Annotated in this window: 16 protein-coding genes, 1 tRNA gene and 1 riboswitch; of the genes, 8 read left to right on the top strand and 9 right to left on the bottom strand. The window is 60.8% G+C overall.

From position 1 onward, the window contains the following. Window positions 1–60 precede the first annotated feature (60 nt). Window positions 61–966: a thermonuclease family protein gene (locus tag ACO07N_RS15220; protein ID WP_421981830.1), complete on the top strand. Its 906-nt coding sequence runs from the start codon at window positions 61–63 to the stop codon at window positions 964–966. Between the two features lie 150 nt (window positions 967–1,116). On the opposite strand, the gene ACO07N_RS15215 is transcribed toward ACO07N_RS15220, so the two are convergent. Next, window positions 1,117–2,775, bottom strand: a complete 1,659-nt coding sequence (locus ACO07N_RS15215; protein WP_421981829.1) for a lysine--tRNA ligase — start codon at window positions 2,773–2,775, stop codon at window positions 1,117–1,119. 238 nt (window positions 2,776–3,013) lie between these two features. Between ACO07N_RS15215 and ACO07N_RS15210 the strand changes: the two genes are divergently transcribed. After that, the gene (locus ACO07N_RS15210) at window positions 3,014–3,427 is read left to right on the top strand and encodes a tellurite resistance TerB family protein (RefSeq protein WP_421984434.1); all 414 of its coding nucleotides are present in this window, start codon (window positions 3,014–3,016) and stop codon (window positions 3,425–3,427) included. A 68-nt stretch (window positions 3,428–3,495) separates the two neighbouring features. Here ACO07N_RS15210 and apaG read toward each other — a convergent pair whose 3' ends face one another. Next, the gene (gene apaG / locus ACO07N_RS15205) at window positions 3,496–3,897 is read right to left on the bottom strand and encodes a Co2+/Mg2+ efflux protein ApaG (RefSeq protein ID WP_421981828.1); all 402 of its coding nucleotides are present in this window, start codon (window positions 3,895–3,897) and stop codon (window positions 3,496–3,498) included. 148 nt (window positions 3,898–4,045) lie between these two features. On the opposite strand from apaG, the gene ACO07N_RS15200 reads away from it, so the two are divergent. Then, complete coding sequence (locus ACO07N_RS15200) at window positions 4,046–4,669, top strand: CDP-alcohol phosphatidyltransferase family protein (RefSeq protein WP_421981827.1); 624 nt, start codon at window positions 4,046–4,048, stop codon at window positions 4,667–4,669. Window positions 4,670–4,893: 224 nt separating this feature from the next. Here the strand turns inward: ACO07N_RS15200 and ACO07N_RS15195 are convergent, their stop codons facing one another. Beyond that, window positions 4,894–5,112, bottom strand: coding sequence for a hypothetical protein (locus tag ACO07N_RS15195; RefSeq protein ID WP_421981826.1), 219 nt, complete (start codon window positions 5,110–5,112; stop codon window positions 4,894–4,896). A gap of 350 nt (window positions 5,113–5,462) precedes the next feature. Between ACO07N_RS15195 and ACO07N_RS15190 the strand changes: the two genes are divergently transcribed. After that, window positions 5,463–6,599, top strand: coding sequence for an iron-containing alcohol dehydrogenase (locus ACO07N_RS15190; RefSeq protein WP_421981825.1), 1,137 nt, complete (start codon window positions 5,463–5,465; stop codon window positions 6,597–6,599). 30 nt (window positions 6,600–6,629) lie between these two features. Here the strand turns inward: ACO07N_RS15190 and ACO07N_RS15185 are convergent, their stop codons facing one another. The 3 genes from ACO07N_RS15185 to ACO07N_RS15175 form a co-directional block, all read right to left on the bottom strand. Further along, the gene (locus ACO07N_RS15185) at window positions 6,630–6,959 is read right to left on the bottom strand and encodes a hypothetical protein (RefSeq protein ID WP_421981824.1); all 330 of its coding nucleotides are present in this window, start codon (window positions 6,957–6,959) and stop codon (window positions 6,630–6,632) included. A 67-nt stretch (window positions 6,960–7,026) separates the two neighbouring features. Continuing rightward, window positions 7,027–8,217 (bottom strand): O-succinylhomoserine sulfhydrylase, encoded by a 1,191-nt coding sequence (locus ACO07N_RS15180; protein ID WP_421981823.1) that lies wholly within the window; start codon window positions 8,215–8,217, stop codon window positions 7,027–7,029. 43 nt (window positions 8,218–8,260) lie between these two features. After that, window positions 8,261–8,341: riboswitch (SAM riboswitch) on the bottom strand. Between the two features lie 88 nt (window positions 8,342–8,429). Next, window positions 8,430–8,816 (bottom strand): Rap1a/Tai family immunity protein, encoded by a 387-nt coding sequence (locus ACO07N_RS15175; RefSeq protein WP_421981822.1) that lies wholly within the window; start codon window positions 8,814–8,816, stop codon window positions 8,430–8,432. Between the two features lie 381 nt (window positions 8,817–9,197). Here ACO07N_RS15175 and ACO07N_RS15170 point away from each other — a divergent pair, with 381 nt between their 5' ends. The 3 genes from ACO07N_RS15170 (at window position 9,198) to ACO07N_RS15160 (ending at window position 11,853) form a co-directional block, all read left to right on the top strand. Beyond that, a complete protein-coding gene (locus ACO07N_RS15170; protein ID WP_421981821.1) occupies window positions 9,198–9,572 on the top strand; it encodes a hypothetical protein in 375 nt (124 codons plus the stop codon). A 560-nt stretch (window positions 9,573–10,132) separates the two neighbouring features. Next, window positions 10,133–11,269 carry a 2'-deoxycytidine 5'-triphosphate deaminase gene (locus ACO07N_RS15165; protein WP_421981820.1) on the top strand — a complete coding sequence of 379 codons (1,137 nt, stop codon included), beginning with the start codon at window positions 10,133–10,135 and terminating at the stop codon, window positions 11,267–11,269. 35 nt (window positions 11,270–11,304) lie between these two features. Then, window positions 11,305–11,853, top strand: coding sequence for a YigZ family protein (locus ACO07N_RS15160; protein ID WP_421981819.1), 549 nt, complete (start codon window positions 11,305–11,307; stop codon window positions 11,851–11,853). Between the two features lie 1,564 nt (window positions 11,854–13,417). Here ACO07N_RS15160 and ACO07N_RS15155 read toward each other — a convergent pair. Both ACO07N_RS15155 and ACO07N_RS15150 read right to left on the bottom strand, forming a co-directional pair. Continuing rightward, window positions 13,418–14,884 (bottom strand): gamma-glutamyltransferase, encoded by a 1,467-nt coding sequence (locus tag ACO07N_RS15155; RefSeq protein WP_421981818.1) that lies wholly within the window; start codon window positions 14,882–14,884, stop codon window positions 13,418–13,420. Between the two features lie 62 nt (window positions 14,885–14,946). Further along, entirely contained in the window at window positions 14,947–15,738 is a 792-nt protein-coding gene (locus ACO07N_RS15150; protein ID WP_421981817.1) for an ion transporter, read from the bottom strand. Window positions 15,739–15,896: 158 nt separating this feature from the next. Here ACO07N_RS15150 and ACO07N_RS15145 point away from each other — a divergent pair. Then, window positions 15,897–15,970, top strand: a tRNA-Gly gene (locus ACO07N_RS15145). Window positions 15,971–16,175: 205 nt separating this feature from the next. On the opposite strand, the gene ACO07N_RS15140 is transcribed toward ACO07N_RS15145, so the two are convergent. Next, entirely contained in the window at window positions 16,176–17,075 is a 900-nt protein-coding gene (locus ACO07N_RS15140; protein ID WP_421981816.1) for a hypothetical protein, read from the bottom strand. Window positions 17,076–17,362: the final 287 nt, after the last annotated feature.

The following is a 17,362-nucleotide window of genomic DNA, read 5'->3' as shown; positions in this document are numbered from 1 at the left end:
CTTCGGGATTCGATCCCAAAAGCCCTATGATGAGATGATAAAAGGAACAAGTGACCCGCAATGAAGCTTCGGCCTTTCCTGGTGCCCGTGCTCCTGCTGACCGCCTTCGCGGGCGTCGTCGCCTGGCTGCTGCTTGCCGAGCCGCCGTCACCTCCGGACGCACAGCTTGCCGAGGCGCTCAGACCGGGGATCAGCGATCCGGCCGAGGCCATGGTCGAAAGCAGCACTGACGACAAGACACCGCAGACGGCGCAGACAGAAGATGATACCCCGGCTCCGCTTCCCGACAACATTCGCGATGTGTCTCCGGACGGTGTGTCCGCACCGGATGTGGATGGCGGCCTGACGCGGATCGAACCGTCCGAACGCTATCAGGAACTCATCAATCCGCCGGTCGAACCGGTCCCGGACGGACCGCTGGAACTCCGGCGCGTGCAGGTGCTGGATGGCGGCCGGATCAAGTCCGGCAAGCTAGTGGTCACCCTGGCCCATATCGAGCCGATCAAGCTCGACGAAACCTGCGTTGCCCGCCAGGGTGGCCTCTGGCCTTGCGGTACGCGGGCGCGCACCTTCCTGCGCGGACTGATCCGCCAGTTCAAGGTGACGTGCGAAAAACTGGCCGAAACCGGACCCCAGCAGATCGTGGCAACCTGCAAGCGCGGAAAGATCGACCTCAGCACCCGCATGGTGCGTTACGGGTGGGCCGACCCGGCTGCCGGTGCGCCCGAGGGTTTCGAAGACTTCGCGCTTCTGGCGGAACAAAGAAAACTCGGGAAATGGAAAGACGAATGGCAGGTCGCCGCTCCGCGTTCAAACTGGGAGGCGGACCCCGACGCGCCCTTGCCCGGTCTTGAGGACCTGGCGCCGGAAATCGTCGAATGGAGCCAGAGCACCGATGCCGATCCGGCGGGCCAGCCGTTCTTCGGCGCGGAACCGGATATTCCGGGCGTGCTGCCTCAGCAGTAACGGCGCGTCTTCAGGTTTCCGGGCGGTTCGCGACAAGCCTGCTCTGAAGCGCGATATTCCCGCAAACAGCGTTTTCAGCGCGGCCATTTCGCAGGATACGAAAAAAGGCGGGAGCCTCGCTCCCGCCTTGTTCGCCAAGCGCTGCCGGTCTCAGGCAGCCAGTTCGCCCGTAAGTGCCTTGCCGATCATGTCCCGGGTTTCGGAAATGCCGTAGAGCGCAACGAACGACCCGAAACGCGGGCCTTTCTCCTGTCCGAGAAGCAACTGGTAAAGCGCCGAGAACCAGGCGACCGAAACGCCCGGTCCACCATCGGGGCCCTTCTTGTTCGGATCCTGATAGCGCTCGATCGCGCGGGCGACATCGAGAACGGCGTCCTGAATGGCGGCACCGTCCGCGTCGGCTGGCAGGTCCGCCAGTTTCGCGTCCAGTTGCTTGAGGGCAGTGATTTCGACGTCGTCCGGCACCTTGAAGGATTTCGTCGGCTTGACGAAGTCATCGAAGTACCGGATCGCGTAGCCGACGAGGGCATCCAGTTCCGGGTGCGTTGCGGCCGTCACGCCCGGCGCATAGCGGGAAATGAAGGCCCACAGCACATCCTTGTTGTCCGCATTGGACGCCAAGACCAGGTTCAGCAGCATTGCGAACGGCACGGGCATGTCGATCTTCGGAATGTTTCCGGAATGGATATGCCAGGCCGGGTTCTGCAGCTTCTGTTCCACCGGCATCTGCTCGTATTTCTGGACAAAGGTGTAGTACTCGTCCACGGCCTTCGGGATGACGTCGAAATAGAGCTTCTTGGCCGTTTTCGGCTTCTGGTAATTGTAAAGCGCCAGGCTCTCCGGGGACGCGTAGGTCAGCCATTCGTCGATTGTCAGACCGTTCCCCTTGGACTTGGAGATCTTCTCGCCCTTGTCGTCGAGGAACAGTTCGTAGACGTAATGCTCCGGCGCCTTGCCGCCGAGGATGTTGCAGATCTTGTCATAGATCGGTGCGTTGGTCTGGTGGTCCTTTCCGAACATCTCGAAGTCGACATCGAGCGCAGCCCAGCGCATGCCGAAGTCCGGCTTCCACTGCAGCTTCACGTTGCCCCCGGTGACGGACAGGGTGATTTCCTCGCCCGTTTCGTCATCAAACGTGATTGTTCCGTCCTTCGGATTGACGTCCTTCATGGGCACGTAGAGAACACGGCCGGATGTGGGCGAGATCGGCAGGAACGGCGAATAGGTCGCCTGGCGCTCGGCCCCGAGGGTCGGCAGCATCACATCCATGATCTTCTGGTACTTTTCCGTCGCGCGGATCAGGACATCGTCGAACTTTCCGGACTTGTAGTACTCGGTTGCGCTCGCGAATTCATAATCGAAGCCGAACGTGTCCAGGAACCGGCGCAGCATCGCGTTGTTGTGCGCGGCGAAGCTGTCGTAGTCGCCACCGAACGGATTGGGCACCGCGCTGAGCGGCATTTGCAGATAGGGTTCCAGGGCGGCACGATCGGGAACGTTTTCCGGGATCTTGCGCATTCCGTCCATGTCGTCGGAAAACGACAGCAGGCGCGTCGGGATCCTGTCTTCGGTGAGCAGGCGGAAGGCGGTGCGCACCATCGTCGTACGCAGAACTTCGCCGAAGGTCCCGATATGCGGCAAGCCCGAGGGGCCATAGCCGGTTTCGAACAGAACCGGTTTTTCCGGATCCCGCTTGCCGATGCGTTTGACCAGTTTGCGTGCTTCCTCGAACGGCCAGGCTTTCGATTTGGCGGCCGCCTCGACAAAGTCTTGCGAAAGGTCAAGCGTGGGCAGGGATTGGTCGGTCATGTTCGGGTTTCATTCTGTTGAATTTGAGAGATAAGATGCAATTTCCGGCGGCCAAGCTTCAGAACGGCCGCATGTTGCGGCGCGACACTAGAAAAGCGCGGGCCAAAGGTCAATCAAATGTCGCATTTGGTTGACTTGAAGCTTTCCCGCCAACCCTTTATACCACCCGTCGCAAATCAGAACCTTTCTGACCGCGTTTTTGCCCCTAAACCGGCGCACTGGAGAATGAATAGTGTCTATCAATGAACCGATCAGCGTTCAGGAAGCCCTCATCTACGTGATGGTGATTGTGTCCGCGTCAGACAATGCGATGACCGACAAGGAACTGGCCACGATCGGTGACATGATCAAGATGTTGCCGGTGTTCGGCGACTATGACGGCAACAGGATCATTCCGGCCGCGCAGCGTTGCGGTGATATTCTCCAGGAAGAAAACGGCCTGTCGCTGGTTCTGGAACTCGTCGGCGACGTTCTTCCGCCGAAGCTCTATGACACGGCCTACGCTCTGGCCGTCGAGGTTGCCGCGGCCGATCTGCACGTGGAACAGGAAGAATTGCGCATCCTGCAGATGCTGCGCGACCGCTTCGGCCTGGACAAGCTCACGGTCGCTGCCATCGAGCGCGGTGCGATCGCCCGCCACAGGACGGTCTGAGGCCGCTTTCCCGCTTTCAAGTTGAGTGATCCAAGGCCCTGGCGAAAAGCGCCGAAATTCGCCTGCGCTCAGTTCAGGCTTCGGATCGCGTCCGGCAGGTCGAGAGAAAACGGCGGGATGGCGACGTGAAACCTCGATCCGTCCGGCCGCTCCATCGCGTAGGAACCGGCCATGATGCCGCTGTCCGTCGATAAGGGGCAGTGAGAGGAGTACTCGTAGGTTTCCCCCGGTTCGATAACCGGCTGTTCGCCGACAACACCCTCGCCGCTGACTTCCTCCTGTCGGCCCATCGCATCGGTGATCTGCCAGTAGCGCGATTTCAGCTGTACGGGTTCGGGACCGCCATTATGGATCTCGACCATATAGGCCCAGATGAACTCGCTCTCTTCCGGCTTCGATTCATCGTCCAGATAAAACGGTTCCACAGAGACCTCGATCCCCTGCGTAATGGCACTGTAACTACCCGACACGGTTGTTCCTTCACTTCCGGGCAATCGCCCACGACTTCAGGAAGGGCTTATAGGGCGAATGACATAAGCGTGAAAGAGTCTTACTTGTGATTTCCTGAAGGATTTTGCATTTACAGCGCTGTTTCCTCCAAGTCAGGTGGCTTTTCAAGTGTTTGACGCCCGTATCCGTCCTGTCATCGACCCGGTTCTGAACCGCCTCGGGGCGCTTCTGGCCGCAACCGGCATCGGCGCGAACGGCGTGACCCTGATCGGATTCGCCCTTGGCATCGGTGCCGCCATCGCCATTGCGACCGGCCATTTCCTGCTCGGTTTCGTGCTTATCGCTCTCAACCGGATCGCCGACGGCCTTGACGGCGCGATTGCGCGCGTGACCCGGAAAACGGACCTCGGCGGCTATCTCGACATCTCCCTCGACTTCTTCTTCTACGGCGCTATCCCGCTCGCCTTCGCCATTCAGGACCCGGGCAACAACGCGCTTCCCGCGGCAGCCCTTCTCTGCAGTTTCTACGCCAACGGTTCAGCCTTTCTCGCTTTTGCGATCATGGCGGAGCGGCGGGGGCTGACGACAGATCACCAGGGGTCGAAATCGCTGTACTATCTCGGCGGGCTGGCAGAAGGCACGGAGACCATTGTCCTGTTTTTGCTGATGGCACTTCTGCCGGGCTGGTTTCCGGTTCTGGCCTGGGGATTTGCGGCCGTCTGCTTCGTTTCGGCGAGCGCACGCGTGCTGATCGGGGTGAAGTCTCTCGGCCAAAAGGACCATGACGGCTGACGAGAGCCAGGGTCAGGACCCTAATCTAACGGGCCGCGGAGCAGTTGGGTGACCCCATTCGTTCGTTCAAAGCCGTGACCGCCCGTGACTGTGGCAGGCGACACGATCGTGTTTCAGGGAAAACGGACTGTCGTCATTGCGTGATGACAGTCCGCTCATTTGGCAACACCATATCCCGGGAAGAAGAAGGAAAGGTGTCGCTTTCCGCCAAGCTATCTTTCTGCTCAGGCGGCGCGATCTCTTCTGGATTGCGGTTTGCGTGCCGTGGAACCGTATTTCATGCAGAGCGTTGCTGCGGAAAGGGCCGCGATGCCGACATCCCCGTAATGCTTGTGCAGCCGGGGCCGGCTCTCCGCATCGGTAATCCGGCGCGCATTGCGCGCAATGATGTCTTCGAGTGTCGGAATGCTCGGCGCCTGCTCGTCAGAGAAACGAATGGTCATGTCATTACCCCTTGTCTGGTTGCACTGGGAAACACCTAACAAGGAACATGCCAAGTCGCACATACATGGTTAATCTATATTTTTCAGATACTTAATGTCGAATTGAGTTTCAACCAACCTGAATTGGCATTCGAAATTGAGAAAATGTTCCATTCTTGGGCAAAGCTTGAACGCGGCAGCAACCGATCACGTCGGTCTCTTCGGAAACCAGGGCGCAGTCCGCGCGCATCGCGAAACGGTCCTTGCCGACGTCCTGCAGGCCCGATTTTCCGACCAATGAAAAACCTTTGCCCGGACAGCTCAAATCGGGCTAATCGATGTCCATTCGAGAATTGCAAAGAGGGAATGCCATGGCTCTGATCAACTATGTGACCCGCGTCCTGTTCGGGTTTGGCGAACTCGCCACCTTGAAAGCGGAGCTGGAACTGGCCGGAATCTCGCGGCCGATGGTGGTGACCGACAAGGGCGTCCGCCAGCTTGGGTTTCTCGACAGGATCGAAACGGTTCTGGGTGAAGCACCGGCGGGTATCTTTGACGACACCCCCGGCAACCCGAACGAGGCTGCGGTCCGGGCAGCGACCGAGCTTTTCAAGACGGTCGGCGCCGACGGCATCATCGCGATCGGCGGTGGCTCGTCCCTGGATCTTGCCAAGGCGGTCGCCATCCTCGCGGCCCATGGCGGCACGCTCAAAACCTATGCCGTCATCGAAGGCGGACTTGAGAAAATCACCGCCAGAACCTGGCCCACGATCGCGATCCCGACGACGTCGGGCACCGGCAGCGAAGTGGGGCGCGGGGCGATCGTCATTCTGGACGACGGCCGCAAGGTCGGCCTGCTGTCCCCTCACCTTATCCCCAGGGCAGCCATTGTCGATCCGGACCTGACCCTGACACTGCCGCCGATGCTGACGGCCGCCACCGGGATGGACGCGATCTCGCACTGTATCGAAACCTACCTTGCGCCCTCCTTCAATCCACCGGCTGACGGCATCGCCCTTGAGGGCCTGCGGCGCGCATGGACCCATATCCGCCGGGCCACGGAAAACCCGGAGGACAAGGATGCCCGGGCCAACATGGCGATCGCCGCGACCATGGGAGCCATGGCGTTCCAGAAAGGGCTCGGCTGCGTACACAGCCTGAGCCACGCGCTCGGCGGGCTGAACCCGAAGCTGCATCACGGCACGCTCAACGCGGTGTTCATGCCGGCGGTTCTGGACTTCAACAGGGACGCGCCGGCCCCGGCCGGAGAAGACAAATACGCGCGCATGGCAGACGCCATGGGTCTTGCCGCCGGGACGCAGGTCAGGGAGGCGATCAAGGACATGACCGCGGCGATCGGTTTGCCTGTCAGCTTGTCGGAGCTGGGTGTTCCCAAGGATCTGTTCGACCGGATCGTCACCGGTGCGCTTGCCGATCACAGCCACAAGACAAACCCGATCGAGGCAAGCGCGGAGGATTATCGCCGGATGCTGGAAGCCTCTTTCTGAACCTTTTCGACGCGCCCCGCCGCAGGAGCGCTAAGGACTGTCGGCGAGCTTGCCGGTCGCAACGACCGTTTCGAAATACGCCACCTTCAGATCGAAGGATTTCAGCAGTTTCTGCGTGCTCGGCTTGACGACCGCATCGTCGAACGCGCCCTTTTCGAAATGCCCTGCCGAGGCCAGGTCCGACCAGAGGCTCATGACCACCAGTTCCTGGTCTTCGCCCTTGACCTTGACGGCCAGAGACGCGCCCAGGTGCCCGGGAAGTTCGGCCATCTCGACGAAAGTCGTTCTTTCAAGATGATCCGCATATTGCCGCAGAACCTCTTCTGAGCCCGCGACGGCGCGCCACCAACGTATGATCATTTGTTCCTCGCGTTCGTCCCTGCCGCTTTTGTCAGCCTCGCGCACGCGCAGAGCGCGCGCCCGTGATTTAGACCGCGGCAAGTGCCTTTTCGACATCCTCCAGCAGATCCTGTGGATCTTCCAGCCCGACCGACAGGCGCAGGATGCCGTCCGAAATTCCAAGTTCGGCACGCGCTTCTTCGCCGATGGACTGGTGCGTCGTGGTCGCCGGATGGGTGATCAGGCTCTTGGCGTCGCCCAGATTGTTGGAGATCCGGATGATGTCCAGCGCATTGGTGAACCGGAAGGCCGCGTCCTTGCCGCCATCGATTTCCAGCGCGACCATTGTCGAGCCACCGCGCATCTGCTTGCGGGCAAGTTCGGCCTGCGGGTGATCGTCGCGGCCCGGATAGATCAGGCGGCTGACCTTGGATTGCCCGGCGAGAAAATCGGCGATCTGACCGGCGTTCTCGGTCTGGCGGGCGACGCGGATCGGCAGCGTTTCCAGGCCCTTCATCAGGACCCAGGCATTGAACGGGCTCATATGCGGGCCGGAATGCTTGACGAACGGCATCACCTCCTCGGTGATCCATTCCTCGTCCGACAGGACAACACCGCCGAGGCAGCGGCCCTGTCCGTCGATGTGTTTCGTCGCGGAATAAACGACCACGTCCGCGCCGAGCTGCAAGGGCGACTGGTAAAGCGGTGTCGCAAAGACATTGTCGACGATCAGCCGGGCGCCAACGGTCTTGGCAATGTCGGCAACCGCCGGAATGTCGATGATCTCCAGGGTCGGGTTGGTCGGGCTTTCCAGAAAGAGCGCGCGCGTGTTCGGGCGCACGGCGGCTTTCCATTGCTCGATATCCGTGCCGTCAACGAGCGTGCTTTCCACCCCATAGCGCGGCAGCAGGGTCTCGCAGATATAGCGGCAGGAACCGAACAGGGCCTTGGCCGCGACCACGTGATCCCCTGCCTTGACGGATGCCATCAGGGCAAGGTTGACGGCCGCCATGCCGCTTGCCGTACCCCGCGCGGCTTCCGCGCCTTCCAGCATCTTGATGCGGTCCTCGAACATGGAAACGGTCGGATTGGCATAGCGCGAATAGACAAAGCCCGGGTCCTCGCCGTTGAAGCGGGCTTCCGCCGCCTCGGCATTGTCGTAGACAAAACCCTGGGTCAGGTACATGGCTTCCGAGGTTTCACCAAAGGGGGACCGCATGGTACCGCCGTGAACCAGTGAGGTTGCAGGACGCCAGCTCTTGTTGGTGGTCTCAGTCATCTTCCATTCGCTCCAAACGCAAAAAACCCCAGCCTCAGGACCGGGGTTCGCACCTCCGGCCTTTTTTAGCGACTTATTTAACGTGGCTGCAAGCCGGCCGGCCCAAATCACCACGAAGTGGCCCTGTCCTATGCGATATTGCTCCGAGGGTCAATCATCTTTGACGAAAGTTCCCGTGAACGGACAAAGCCTGTTGGCACATGATACAGCCGTCACCGGCACGGAAACGCTTCCCGGAAGGCTTGCAAGACCAGCTTCCGGGCAGACGTGTCCCGGAACGTCGGATGGTCGCGAAGATAGGCGACCACCGCATCGGTTTGCTGCCCGTTCGTTGCCTGTTCGGGAATGCAGAAGCGAAGCAGAATATCCAACGCCAGCTTGAAATCTTCAGCGCTCAGAAACTTCGCCCCGGCGTCGACCAGCGCGGTCTCCGTTCCGCCGAGAAGACCGTAGCGCATTCCCTGAATATAGCCTTCACAATAGACCGTCTGCGCCTCATCGGTACAGATTTCATAAAGGTCCTGGCCATTGAGCGACTTGCTCTGGCCAGGGCCGAGCGCGGCAAGAAATACGATCAGGCATAGCGTCAAAGCTCTCATGACAACAGCTTATCCCCGCTGACCGGCGCGCTCAAGAAGATGCGCGAGGTACGCCGATACGCAAGGATTAATCAATGAATTCAATGACTTGCATTTTACACTGGAATCCTTTAAGTATGCCAAAGAGCATTGATTTCACTAGCTTTTTGCTCCCCGCACCCATCGAAAAACGCGCTTTTGGCCCTTTGAAATCATTATAGAATTTCGAACGCTCCCCGCACCCTGTCCGGGCTTTCTTCTGCGCTGGTTGCATAACCTGTTTTTTGCGCCGGTCTTAGTCTGCGCGGTTAACCTTCACCGTGCGCGAGGTCATTGCATGTCAGATATCAAGGTTTCGATTTGTCGGCGTAACCAGGTCGTCGGGACGGCCTGAACATGTGCTTGAAAAAACGACTTCTGGCGCTTCTGCCGCTGCTTGCCCTTGCCGCCTGCCAGACAGCTGTTCCTTACGTTCACAAAACCGGCACGACCTTCGCCGAGCGCCAGGCCGACACCGATGCGTGCCGGGTCACGGTGCTGCAGCAAATTCCGCAACACAGCGCGGTCGCAACCGTGCAGCCGCTTTTCGGGCCGCCTGTCATTCAGAGCTTTGATCCGAACAAGGACCTGCGCACCCGACAGGTAGGCCGGTGCCTTGTCGGCAAGGGTTACCAGATCCTACAGCGGCCCATCTGCGCGCCGGGATCGAAACACCTCGTGAGCGATCCGCAGCCCCCTGCCCGAGACATAAAATGCATTGCCGGCCGGCGGCTCTAACAGACAGAAGGAATAGCATCGTGCACCTGGATCTTAAGATAATCATCAAAAACCCGCCCGAGGACAGGGCCGGCAAAGACGCGCTCGCGGAAAGGCTGGAACCGGAAATCAAGTCGGCGGTTGACGATATTCTGAAACGGAACAACCTGGACGGCAGCACGCATCCCATCAATATGAAAATTTCTCCGGCACGCGGCACGAGACGTGTCAAATGGAAGCCATAAAGCTAGCCGTCTCCCTCACTCACCGGCGCGGGTGCACCGTCAGCTGCGGACCTTTCAGGCCGCAGCGCTCGCAGAAGGCGGCGCGAGCGAACAGGAAATGATGGCTCTGTTTGGATGGCAGAGCCCAAACATGCCGACCCTCTACGCCAGAAAGGCAAACCGCGGCAAACTCGCCCGCCGGACAGCGCATTTGCTGGACCGAAAATAGAACATTTTCCCCGCACCCTAGGGCTTAGGTGCGAGGAAAAACAGGGATTAATCAACAAATTCAATGACTTGCATTTTACTCTGTAATCCTTTAAGGATTTCAATAACGAAAAGCGGCGGGAATTCTTTATGAACGGGACAACGGGGCAGGCCTTGAGCGGAAGCGCGACACTTGCTGAGAGCGGCATTTTGCCGGAGCGGGTCATCCGCGCGATGTTTGCCGCAGGTGAAATTGCCGCCGCTGAGCCGCCCGTCGGCGGTCAGATCCAGCCGGCCAGCCTCGACCTTCGTCTCGGAGCGCTTGCCTATCGCGTGCGGGCAAGTTTTCTGCCCGGTCCCGAAATCCGGGTCGCCGACCGGCTGGAAGAACTCAAGCTTCACACGGTGGATCTGAAGGACGGTGCGGTTCTGGAGACCGGCTGCGTCTACATCGTGCCGCTGCAGGAAAGCCTTGCACTTGCCGCCGACATTTCGGCGACCGCCAATCCGAAGAGCTCCACCGGGCGGCTGGACGTGTTCACGCGGGTCATCACCGACAACGGGCTTGCCTTCGATACCGTCCCGGCGGGCTACACCGGACCGCTTTACGCCGAGATTTCGCCGCTCACATTTCCGATCCTCGTCCGCAGCGGTTCGCGCCTCAGCCAGATCCGCTTCCGCCGCGGGCAGGCGATCATCGCCGATGACGTGCTGCAGGGCGTCCATCGCGACCATACGCTGATGAGCGGCGGCAACGAACGGATCGGCGGCGGTGTGCAGCTGTCGATCGACCTTGAAGGCGACGGACCGGGCAGCCTGATCGGCTACCGCGCCAAACATCATTCGGGCCTGATCGATGTCGATGCCGTCGGGGCGCAGGACCCTCTGGATTTCTGGGAACCGATCTACCGGCGCAACAAGGGTGAACTGATCCTCGATCCGGACGCGTTCTACATACTCGTCAGCCAGGAGGCCGTGCATGTGCCGCCCGACTATGCCGCCGAGATGGTGCCGTTCGATCCGCTGGTCGGGGAATTCCGTGTCCACTATGCCGGTTTCTTCGATCCGGGCTTCGGTCACGCGGGCGCGGGCGGCGTCGGGTCCCGGGCGGTCCTGGAAGTCCGCTCGCATGATGTTCCCTTCATCGTCGAACACGGCCAGACCATCGGCCGCCTCGTCTACGAACACATGGCCGAGCGGCCCGAAACGCTCTACGGCGAAGGCATCGGCTCGAATTATCAGGGCCAGGCCCTCAAACTGTCGAAACACTTCAAGGTGCCGGCCTAGCGTTTCGAACCTGACACACGATCCATCCCGCCCCAATGGACCTCAAGACCGTTACGCGCGAATACGAAGGCTTTCTGGAAGACCGCAAGTCGCGCTTCCTTGCCCATCTTGTCCCGATCGAGAGCTTCGAGCGGCGGCTTGAGGAGCTGCGCAGGGAACACCGGAAAGCCAACCACATCGTGACCGCGCACCGCCGCCTTCTCGATGACGGCCGGATCCAGGAGAGCGGCAAGGATGACGGGGAACCGGCCGGCACGTCCGGCATGCCGACCCTGCGGGTCCTGCAGGGCGCTCACCTGATCAACTGCGCAGTGCTCGTCGTGCGCTATTTCGGCGGCACGAAGCTCGGCGGCGGCGGCCTCGCGCGGGCCTATTCCGGCGCCGCCCAGGACGCGATCAGCCGCGCCGAACTGATCCCTTTCCGCAAGATGGCGACCAGAACGGTTCGCACCGGTTTTGCGTCGAGCTCGGACCTTGAACGCAGGATTGAACTGCTCGGCGTGATGGTCGTGGCACGGGACTACACGGAGGACGGGGTGCAACTCACCGTCGAGGGGCCGGAAGAGGTGCTTGCAACCCTCTAAGCCCGGGTTTACCTCGCCGGATAGATTGGTTTTGAGACGAGCCGACCGCCTCATCCTGAGGAAACGACGGAGTTTTCCGCACTCGGGCGGATACGGAGTGCCGCGCGCGGCTCCGTAGTTGTCATCCCGGACGCAGCACAGCGGAGATCCGGGACCCACTCGTTTCCAGAGCCTCCGTACGGATGCGGAGAAGCGAAGCAATCAGCCTATGCGGCAAGCCGACAGGCGCGTAGGCCCCGGATCTGCGCAGACGCTTGTCCGAGGTGACAGCGGGGGTAGGCGAATAGTGCAGTCGCCTCACCTACCTAGCCCTGTTGTTTGTGCCCCTTCCTCATCCTGAGGAGGACGCCTGCGTGCGTCTCGAAGGATTGGCCCCGCAGTTCCGAGCGTGCCGCCCATCCTTCGAGACAGCGCTCCCGCGCTTCCTCAGGATGAGGTTGATTTTTATGGCGGCGCTTGAGTTTTCGGGTGCTTGAGAAGGCGTTCCAAGAATGCCTTCCCCTCTCCTACGTCATCCCGGACGCAGCGCAGCGGAGATCCGGGACCGGGGAGTCAGGATCCTTCGATAGGGCGCCGGAGGATCGTCAGAGCCGTGGCTCCCCGATCCCGGCTCGCGCTGTGCTTGGCCGGGATGACGACGGAGGAGGTTTAACGATGCGCCTCCGCCTGTGTTGGCTGCTGTTTCCTCCCCCTTCCTCATCCTGAGGAGGACGCCTGCATGTGTCACGAAGGATTGGCCCCGCAGTTCCGAGCATGCCGCCCATCCTTCGAGACAGCGCTTCCGCGCTTCCTCAGGATGAGGCTGATTTTTGTGGCGGCTCTTGAGTTTCGCAGGGTGCCTGAGAAGGCGCTCCAAGGATGCCTTGCCCTCTCCTACGTCATCCCGGACGGAGCGCAGCGGAGATCCGGGACCGGCGAGCCAGGGTCCGTCGATAGGGGCGTGGAGAAACGAAGCAATCAGCCGATGCGGCAAGCCGACAGGCGAGTAGACCCCGGATCTGCGCAGTCGCTTGTCCGGGGTGACACCGGGGCAGTCGGATAGAATCCGCGCCTCAGCTTTCTCGCCGTGTTGTTTGAGCCCCTTCCTCATCCTCAGTAGGACGCCTGTGTGCGTCTCGAAGGATGGGCCACGCAGTTCCGAGCATGCCGCCCATCCTTCGAGACAGCGCTTCCGCGCTTCCTCAGGATGAGGTTGGCGTTCTGCGGCGGCTCTTGAGTTTCGCAGGGTGCCTGAGAAGGGGTTCCAAGAATGCCTTCCCCTCTCCTACGTCATCCCGGACGCAGCACAGCGGAGATCCGGGACCCACTCGTTTCCAGAGCCTCCGTAGAGATGCGGAGAAGCGAAGCAATCAGCCGATGCGGCAAGCCGACAGGCGCGTAGGCCCCGGATCTGCGCAGACGCTTGTCCGGGGTGACAGCGGGGGTAGGCGGATAGATTCCGCGCCTCAGCTTTCTCGTCTCGGCATTGGAAACCCTTCCTCGGGATGAGGCCGACTTTTGTGGCGAGGTCAAACAGGTCTCATTCGCGGGCCGCGCCGCAACTCCATGGCTTTCCCGTCTCTCCTCACCCAACGATCACCGCTGCCCCTTCCCTGCGGCTGTCGCCGATGCCGGAAAACGTGCCGCGGCCATCGGTGCTGACGGCATGCACGCCGCCGAAGAACATATTCTTCTCCGGCCAGATGCGATGATCGGGAAAAAGATCTGTCAACGGGGCAACATCAGCTTCGGCACCGGGCAGCTCCAGGTCAAGATGACCGTTTTCGACATGCAGCCGCGAGGCGCGCACGGCGTCTTCAAGCGCCGCTTCCTCAAGGCACAGGCGTGCGACGACCTGGAAGACAGCCGAGCGGATCCGGCTGGACCCGCCCGAGCCGAGGGCGATGAGACGTCCGTCCGGCATGTCGATCAGCGCCGGGCACATCATGGACGCAAGCCTCTGGTCCGCCGGCCAATCCGCCGACCCGTGCGGATTGACGTCCTCTTCGCCGAGAATGTTGTTCAGCATGAAGCCGTAGCCGCCGACGATCTCGCCGTTGCCGGTGCCATTGGAAACGGTGACCGAACAGGCATTGCCGTCAGCATCTATCGTTGAAATATGGGTTGTTCCCTGCTGGCGCACCGGACGGTCCAGTAGGGACGTGAGATCGCCGCGCGCCGCCAGCCTTGCCCTGTCGGCCGCCTCAAGCGCACCGGCAAAGGCGGTCCTGCCGCTGCCTTCAAGGAGCCTGAGGGCATAGCGGATCAGCACGCCGCCGGCAGCAGGGGGTGCGTTGAGATGGACGGTCGCCGCCCCGAGCTTGAGGGAGAGCGGTTCGCGCGGTTCCACGCGGTAGTTTTCAAGGTCGGCACGCGTCAGATGCCCCCCGGCCTCCTGTTCTTTCAGGATCTGGCCGGCGATCCCTGTCCGAAGCCAGTCTTTCCGGGCCAGTTCCTCGTACATGTCGGCAAGGCCGGGATTGCGGAACAGCGACCCGGCTGCGGGCAGATCGCCTGCCGGTGCATAGAGGGCCCTGGCGGCTTCGGTCGCGGTCAGGATCGGGCGCACCACCGTCGACAGGTAGTGCTGGTATACGGTGACGATGTGACCCGCTCTGGCCGCCTCGATAGCAGGCGAAAACAGATCGGCAAAGGGCAGCGTGCCGCCTTGCCGGCGCAGCGCCGCCAGGCCAGCCAAAAAACCCGGCGCGGCAACGGTGGCCGGTCCGATGTGAAACACCTGCGTCGCCGAGCCGAAATCGGCGGTGATGCTGTGAAAACCTTCGGAAGACCCGCTGCGTTTTTGCCGGGGCGTTTGCGGAAAGAAATCGAGCAGGGTGGTCTCGCCGGTTTCCGCGCTGCGGATCATGGCAAAGCCACCACCGCCGGGCGAGGCCAGCACCGGTTCGCACACGCAGGACATTGCCAGCGCGGCAATCGCCGCATCGACCGCGTTGCCGCCATCGCGCAGCATTTGTGCGCCCGCTTCCGCGGTCAGCTGATGCCCGGCTGCTATGCTGCCTTTCGGTGTGTCCCTTGAACTGGCTGACATATCACGGTCAAATCATGCGGCTGCCGGAAACGCAAGCCTGACGGGTCCGGGTATCCGGCCGGTCAATCGGCGACCTTCATGCGCAGCTCCTTCAGCTCCGCGCGCAGCGCCTTGACCTCTTCCAGGATCAGGCCGGTGTCGTCATGGATCGCCTGCCGGTTGGCGTCGGCCTCCGCCTCGTGCTCCTCCTGCATGGCCGAGACGATGATACCGATGAAGAGGTTCAGGACCGTGAAGGCGGTGCACAGGATGAAGGGCACGAAGAACAGCCAGGAAAGCGGATAGACCTCCATGACAGGCCGGACGATGCCCATGGACCAGCTTTCCAGCGTCATGATCTGGAACAGCGTATAGAGCGAAGCGCCGAGGTCGCCGAACCAGTCCGGGAAGGTTTCGCCGAACAGTTTCGTCGCCATGACGGCAAAGACGTAGAACACCAGGGCCATCAGAACGACGATCGAGCCCATGCCTGGCAGCGCCGCGATCAGGCCGCCGATCACGCGCCGGAGGGACGGCACGACGGAGATTAGGCGCAGGACACGCAGGATGCGCAGCGAGCGGAGCACCGACATCGGGCCGGTCGAGGGCACAAGTGCAATGCCGACAATGGCGAAATCGAACAGGCTCCAAGGGTCCTTGAAGAATTTCAGGCCGTGCGCGTAAAGGCGCAGGATCAGTTCGACCACGAAAATGCCGAGGATGATCCGGTCGATCGTGACGAGCAGCGCGCCGAACCTGTCCATCATCCACGGACTTGTTTCCAGGCCGAGCGTCACCGCGTTCAGCATGATGATCCCGATGATGCAGAATTCCCAATTGCGCGAGGTGACCAGCGCCTTGACCTGATTTCGCATGTATCCGACCTGGAGTTTGTCCGTGAACCGAAGCGCTTGCGCGCCGGCGCGACCATGGCGATTTTTGCACCGCAGCGCAAGATGCCGGATGACCGGAAAGGCAAAGTTCCGAGCTTGACAGTTTTGCTTTACCGGATCAGTAATCGGAAAGGATCCAAGCGGGTGTAGCTCAATGGTAGAGCAGGAGCTTCCCAAGCTTAAGACGAGGGTTCGATTCCCTTCACCCGCTCCATTTCCTTGGCAGACCGAGCTGCGCTGTCTCCATGCGCGCGCCCAAAAAATAAGTGGCGGAGAAGATCTCCGCCACCGAATAGAACTAAAAAGCAATGTATGGTCAAAGGTCTGGCGCGTCTGGGCCGGATGGCCCGTCGGCAAAAAGGGATTGTGCGGTTGCCCGCGAAACCAGTGCCCTCTTCCTTCAAAAGGGCCCTGAAACGTCAGACGATGGGATATCCATCGATCAGGTTGCGGTAAAAGCCCGCAATGTCCTTGGACGCATCCAGATCGGGATGAAATTCGTCCGTCCAGCGCCCGCGCACCACGTTGCGGATATCGACCACCGTCACGTTCGGATGGGCCGCATCGATCTCGTTCAGGAACTCGTAGAACCGGTCAACAAGATAGGCGAGGATGGCGTGGATCAGGTACCGGTCGGCCTCGAAGCGGAAATTGCGCTTGATGAACGGGCGGCCGAACCACGGTCCGTCGCTATGGGCCACGGGATAGTCGTAGCCATGCACGAGCAGCTGCGTGCGCGGAGCTTTGTTGTGCAGGTAGCGGGCAATCTCGACATAGCCGCATTTCAGCCTTGCCAGGGTGTCTTCCAGCTTCTCCATCTGGAGGAAATCCTCCGGATCGTCGGACCCGAGCCCCGCGCTTCTGTCCTTGAGAAGCCTGGTCAGCGCGCAGCCGCCGAGAACCTCGTCGCCGCCGCCGGAAAAGACGAGATAGTCATAAACACCGCGGTCGACATGGACGCGGAACGGCTTTTCCGTCACGACATCCTCGAAACTGTGACCCGGCCACGCGGAGCTTGCCGTCTGGTAGTAACCTTCCAGAATGTCGAAAAAGGTCTTGTTGTAGCCAAGGTACCGGGATACCTCGATCACCACGTTGATCCAGGCATCTCCGCAGGCGCAAACGCGCAGCGGTGACCGGTTGATCCGGATCGGATGCGTGTCATCGCCCTTGCCTGAAGCCGACCAGTGAGCGGCGACCTGTTCCTGGGTCAGAGGTGCCCGCATATCGTCAAGAACATGATAGGCAAGGCACCTGTTCGGATCCTTTTCGTACCGCGTGTTGTTCAGGACTGTCGCTTCCAGGATATCGGCGTACATGGCTACCTCCTAAGCTAGTCACCTGAATCTGAAGTTCGATTCATTTTGCAGCGGGCTTCGAACGAACTTCAGATTCAAGAAGGTGACTAGCAAGTCTATGTTTCTAGTGCGGTCTACGAATTTGAAGTTCGCTTCGGAGACTGCTGCAGCAATGATGCGAACTTCAAATTCACCGCACTAGCGTTAGCTTGCGTGACAGGGAGCCAAGCGATCCCGCGATCTCTCTTTTCCCCGTGCGGAACCGCCCCTACCGGCCCGCATCAACGCAGTCTTCCCGATCCGCTCAG

This window comes from Roseibium sp., from assembly GCF_965229775.1.
Lineage (GTDB): Bacteria > Pseudomonadota > Alphaproteobacteria > Rhizobiales > Stappiaceae > Roseibium.
This window is presented reverse-complemented; position numbering and strand designations above follow the sequence as displayed.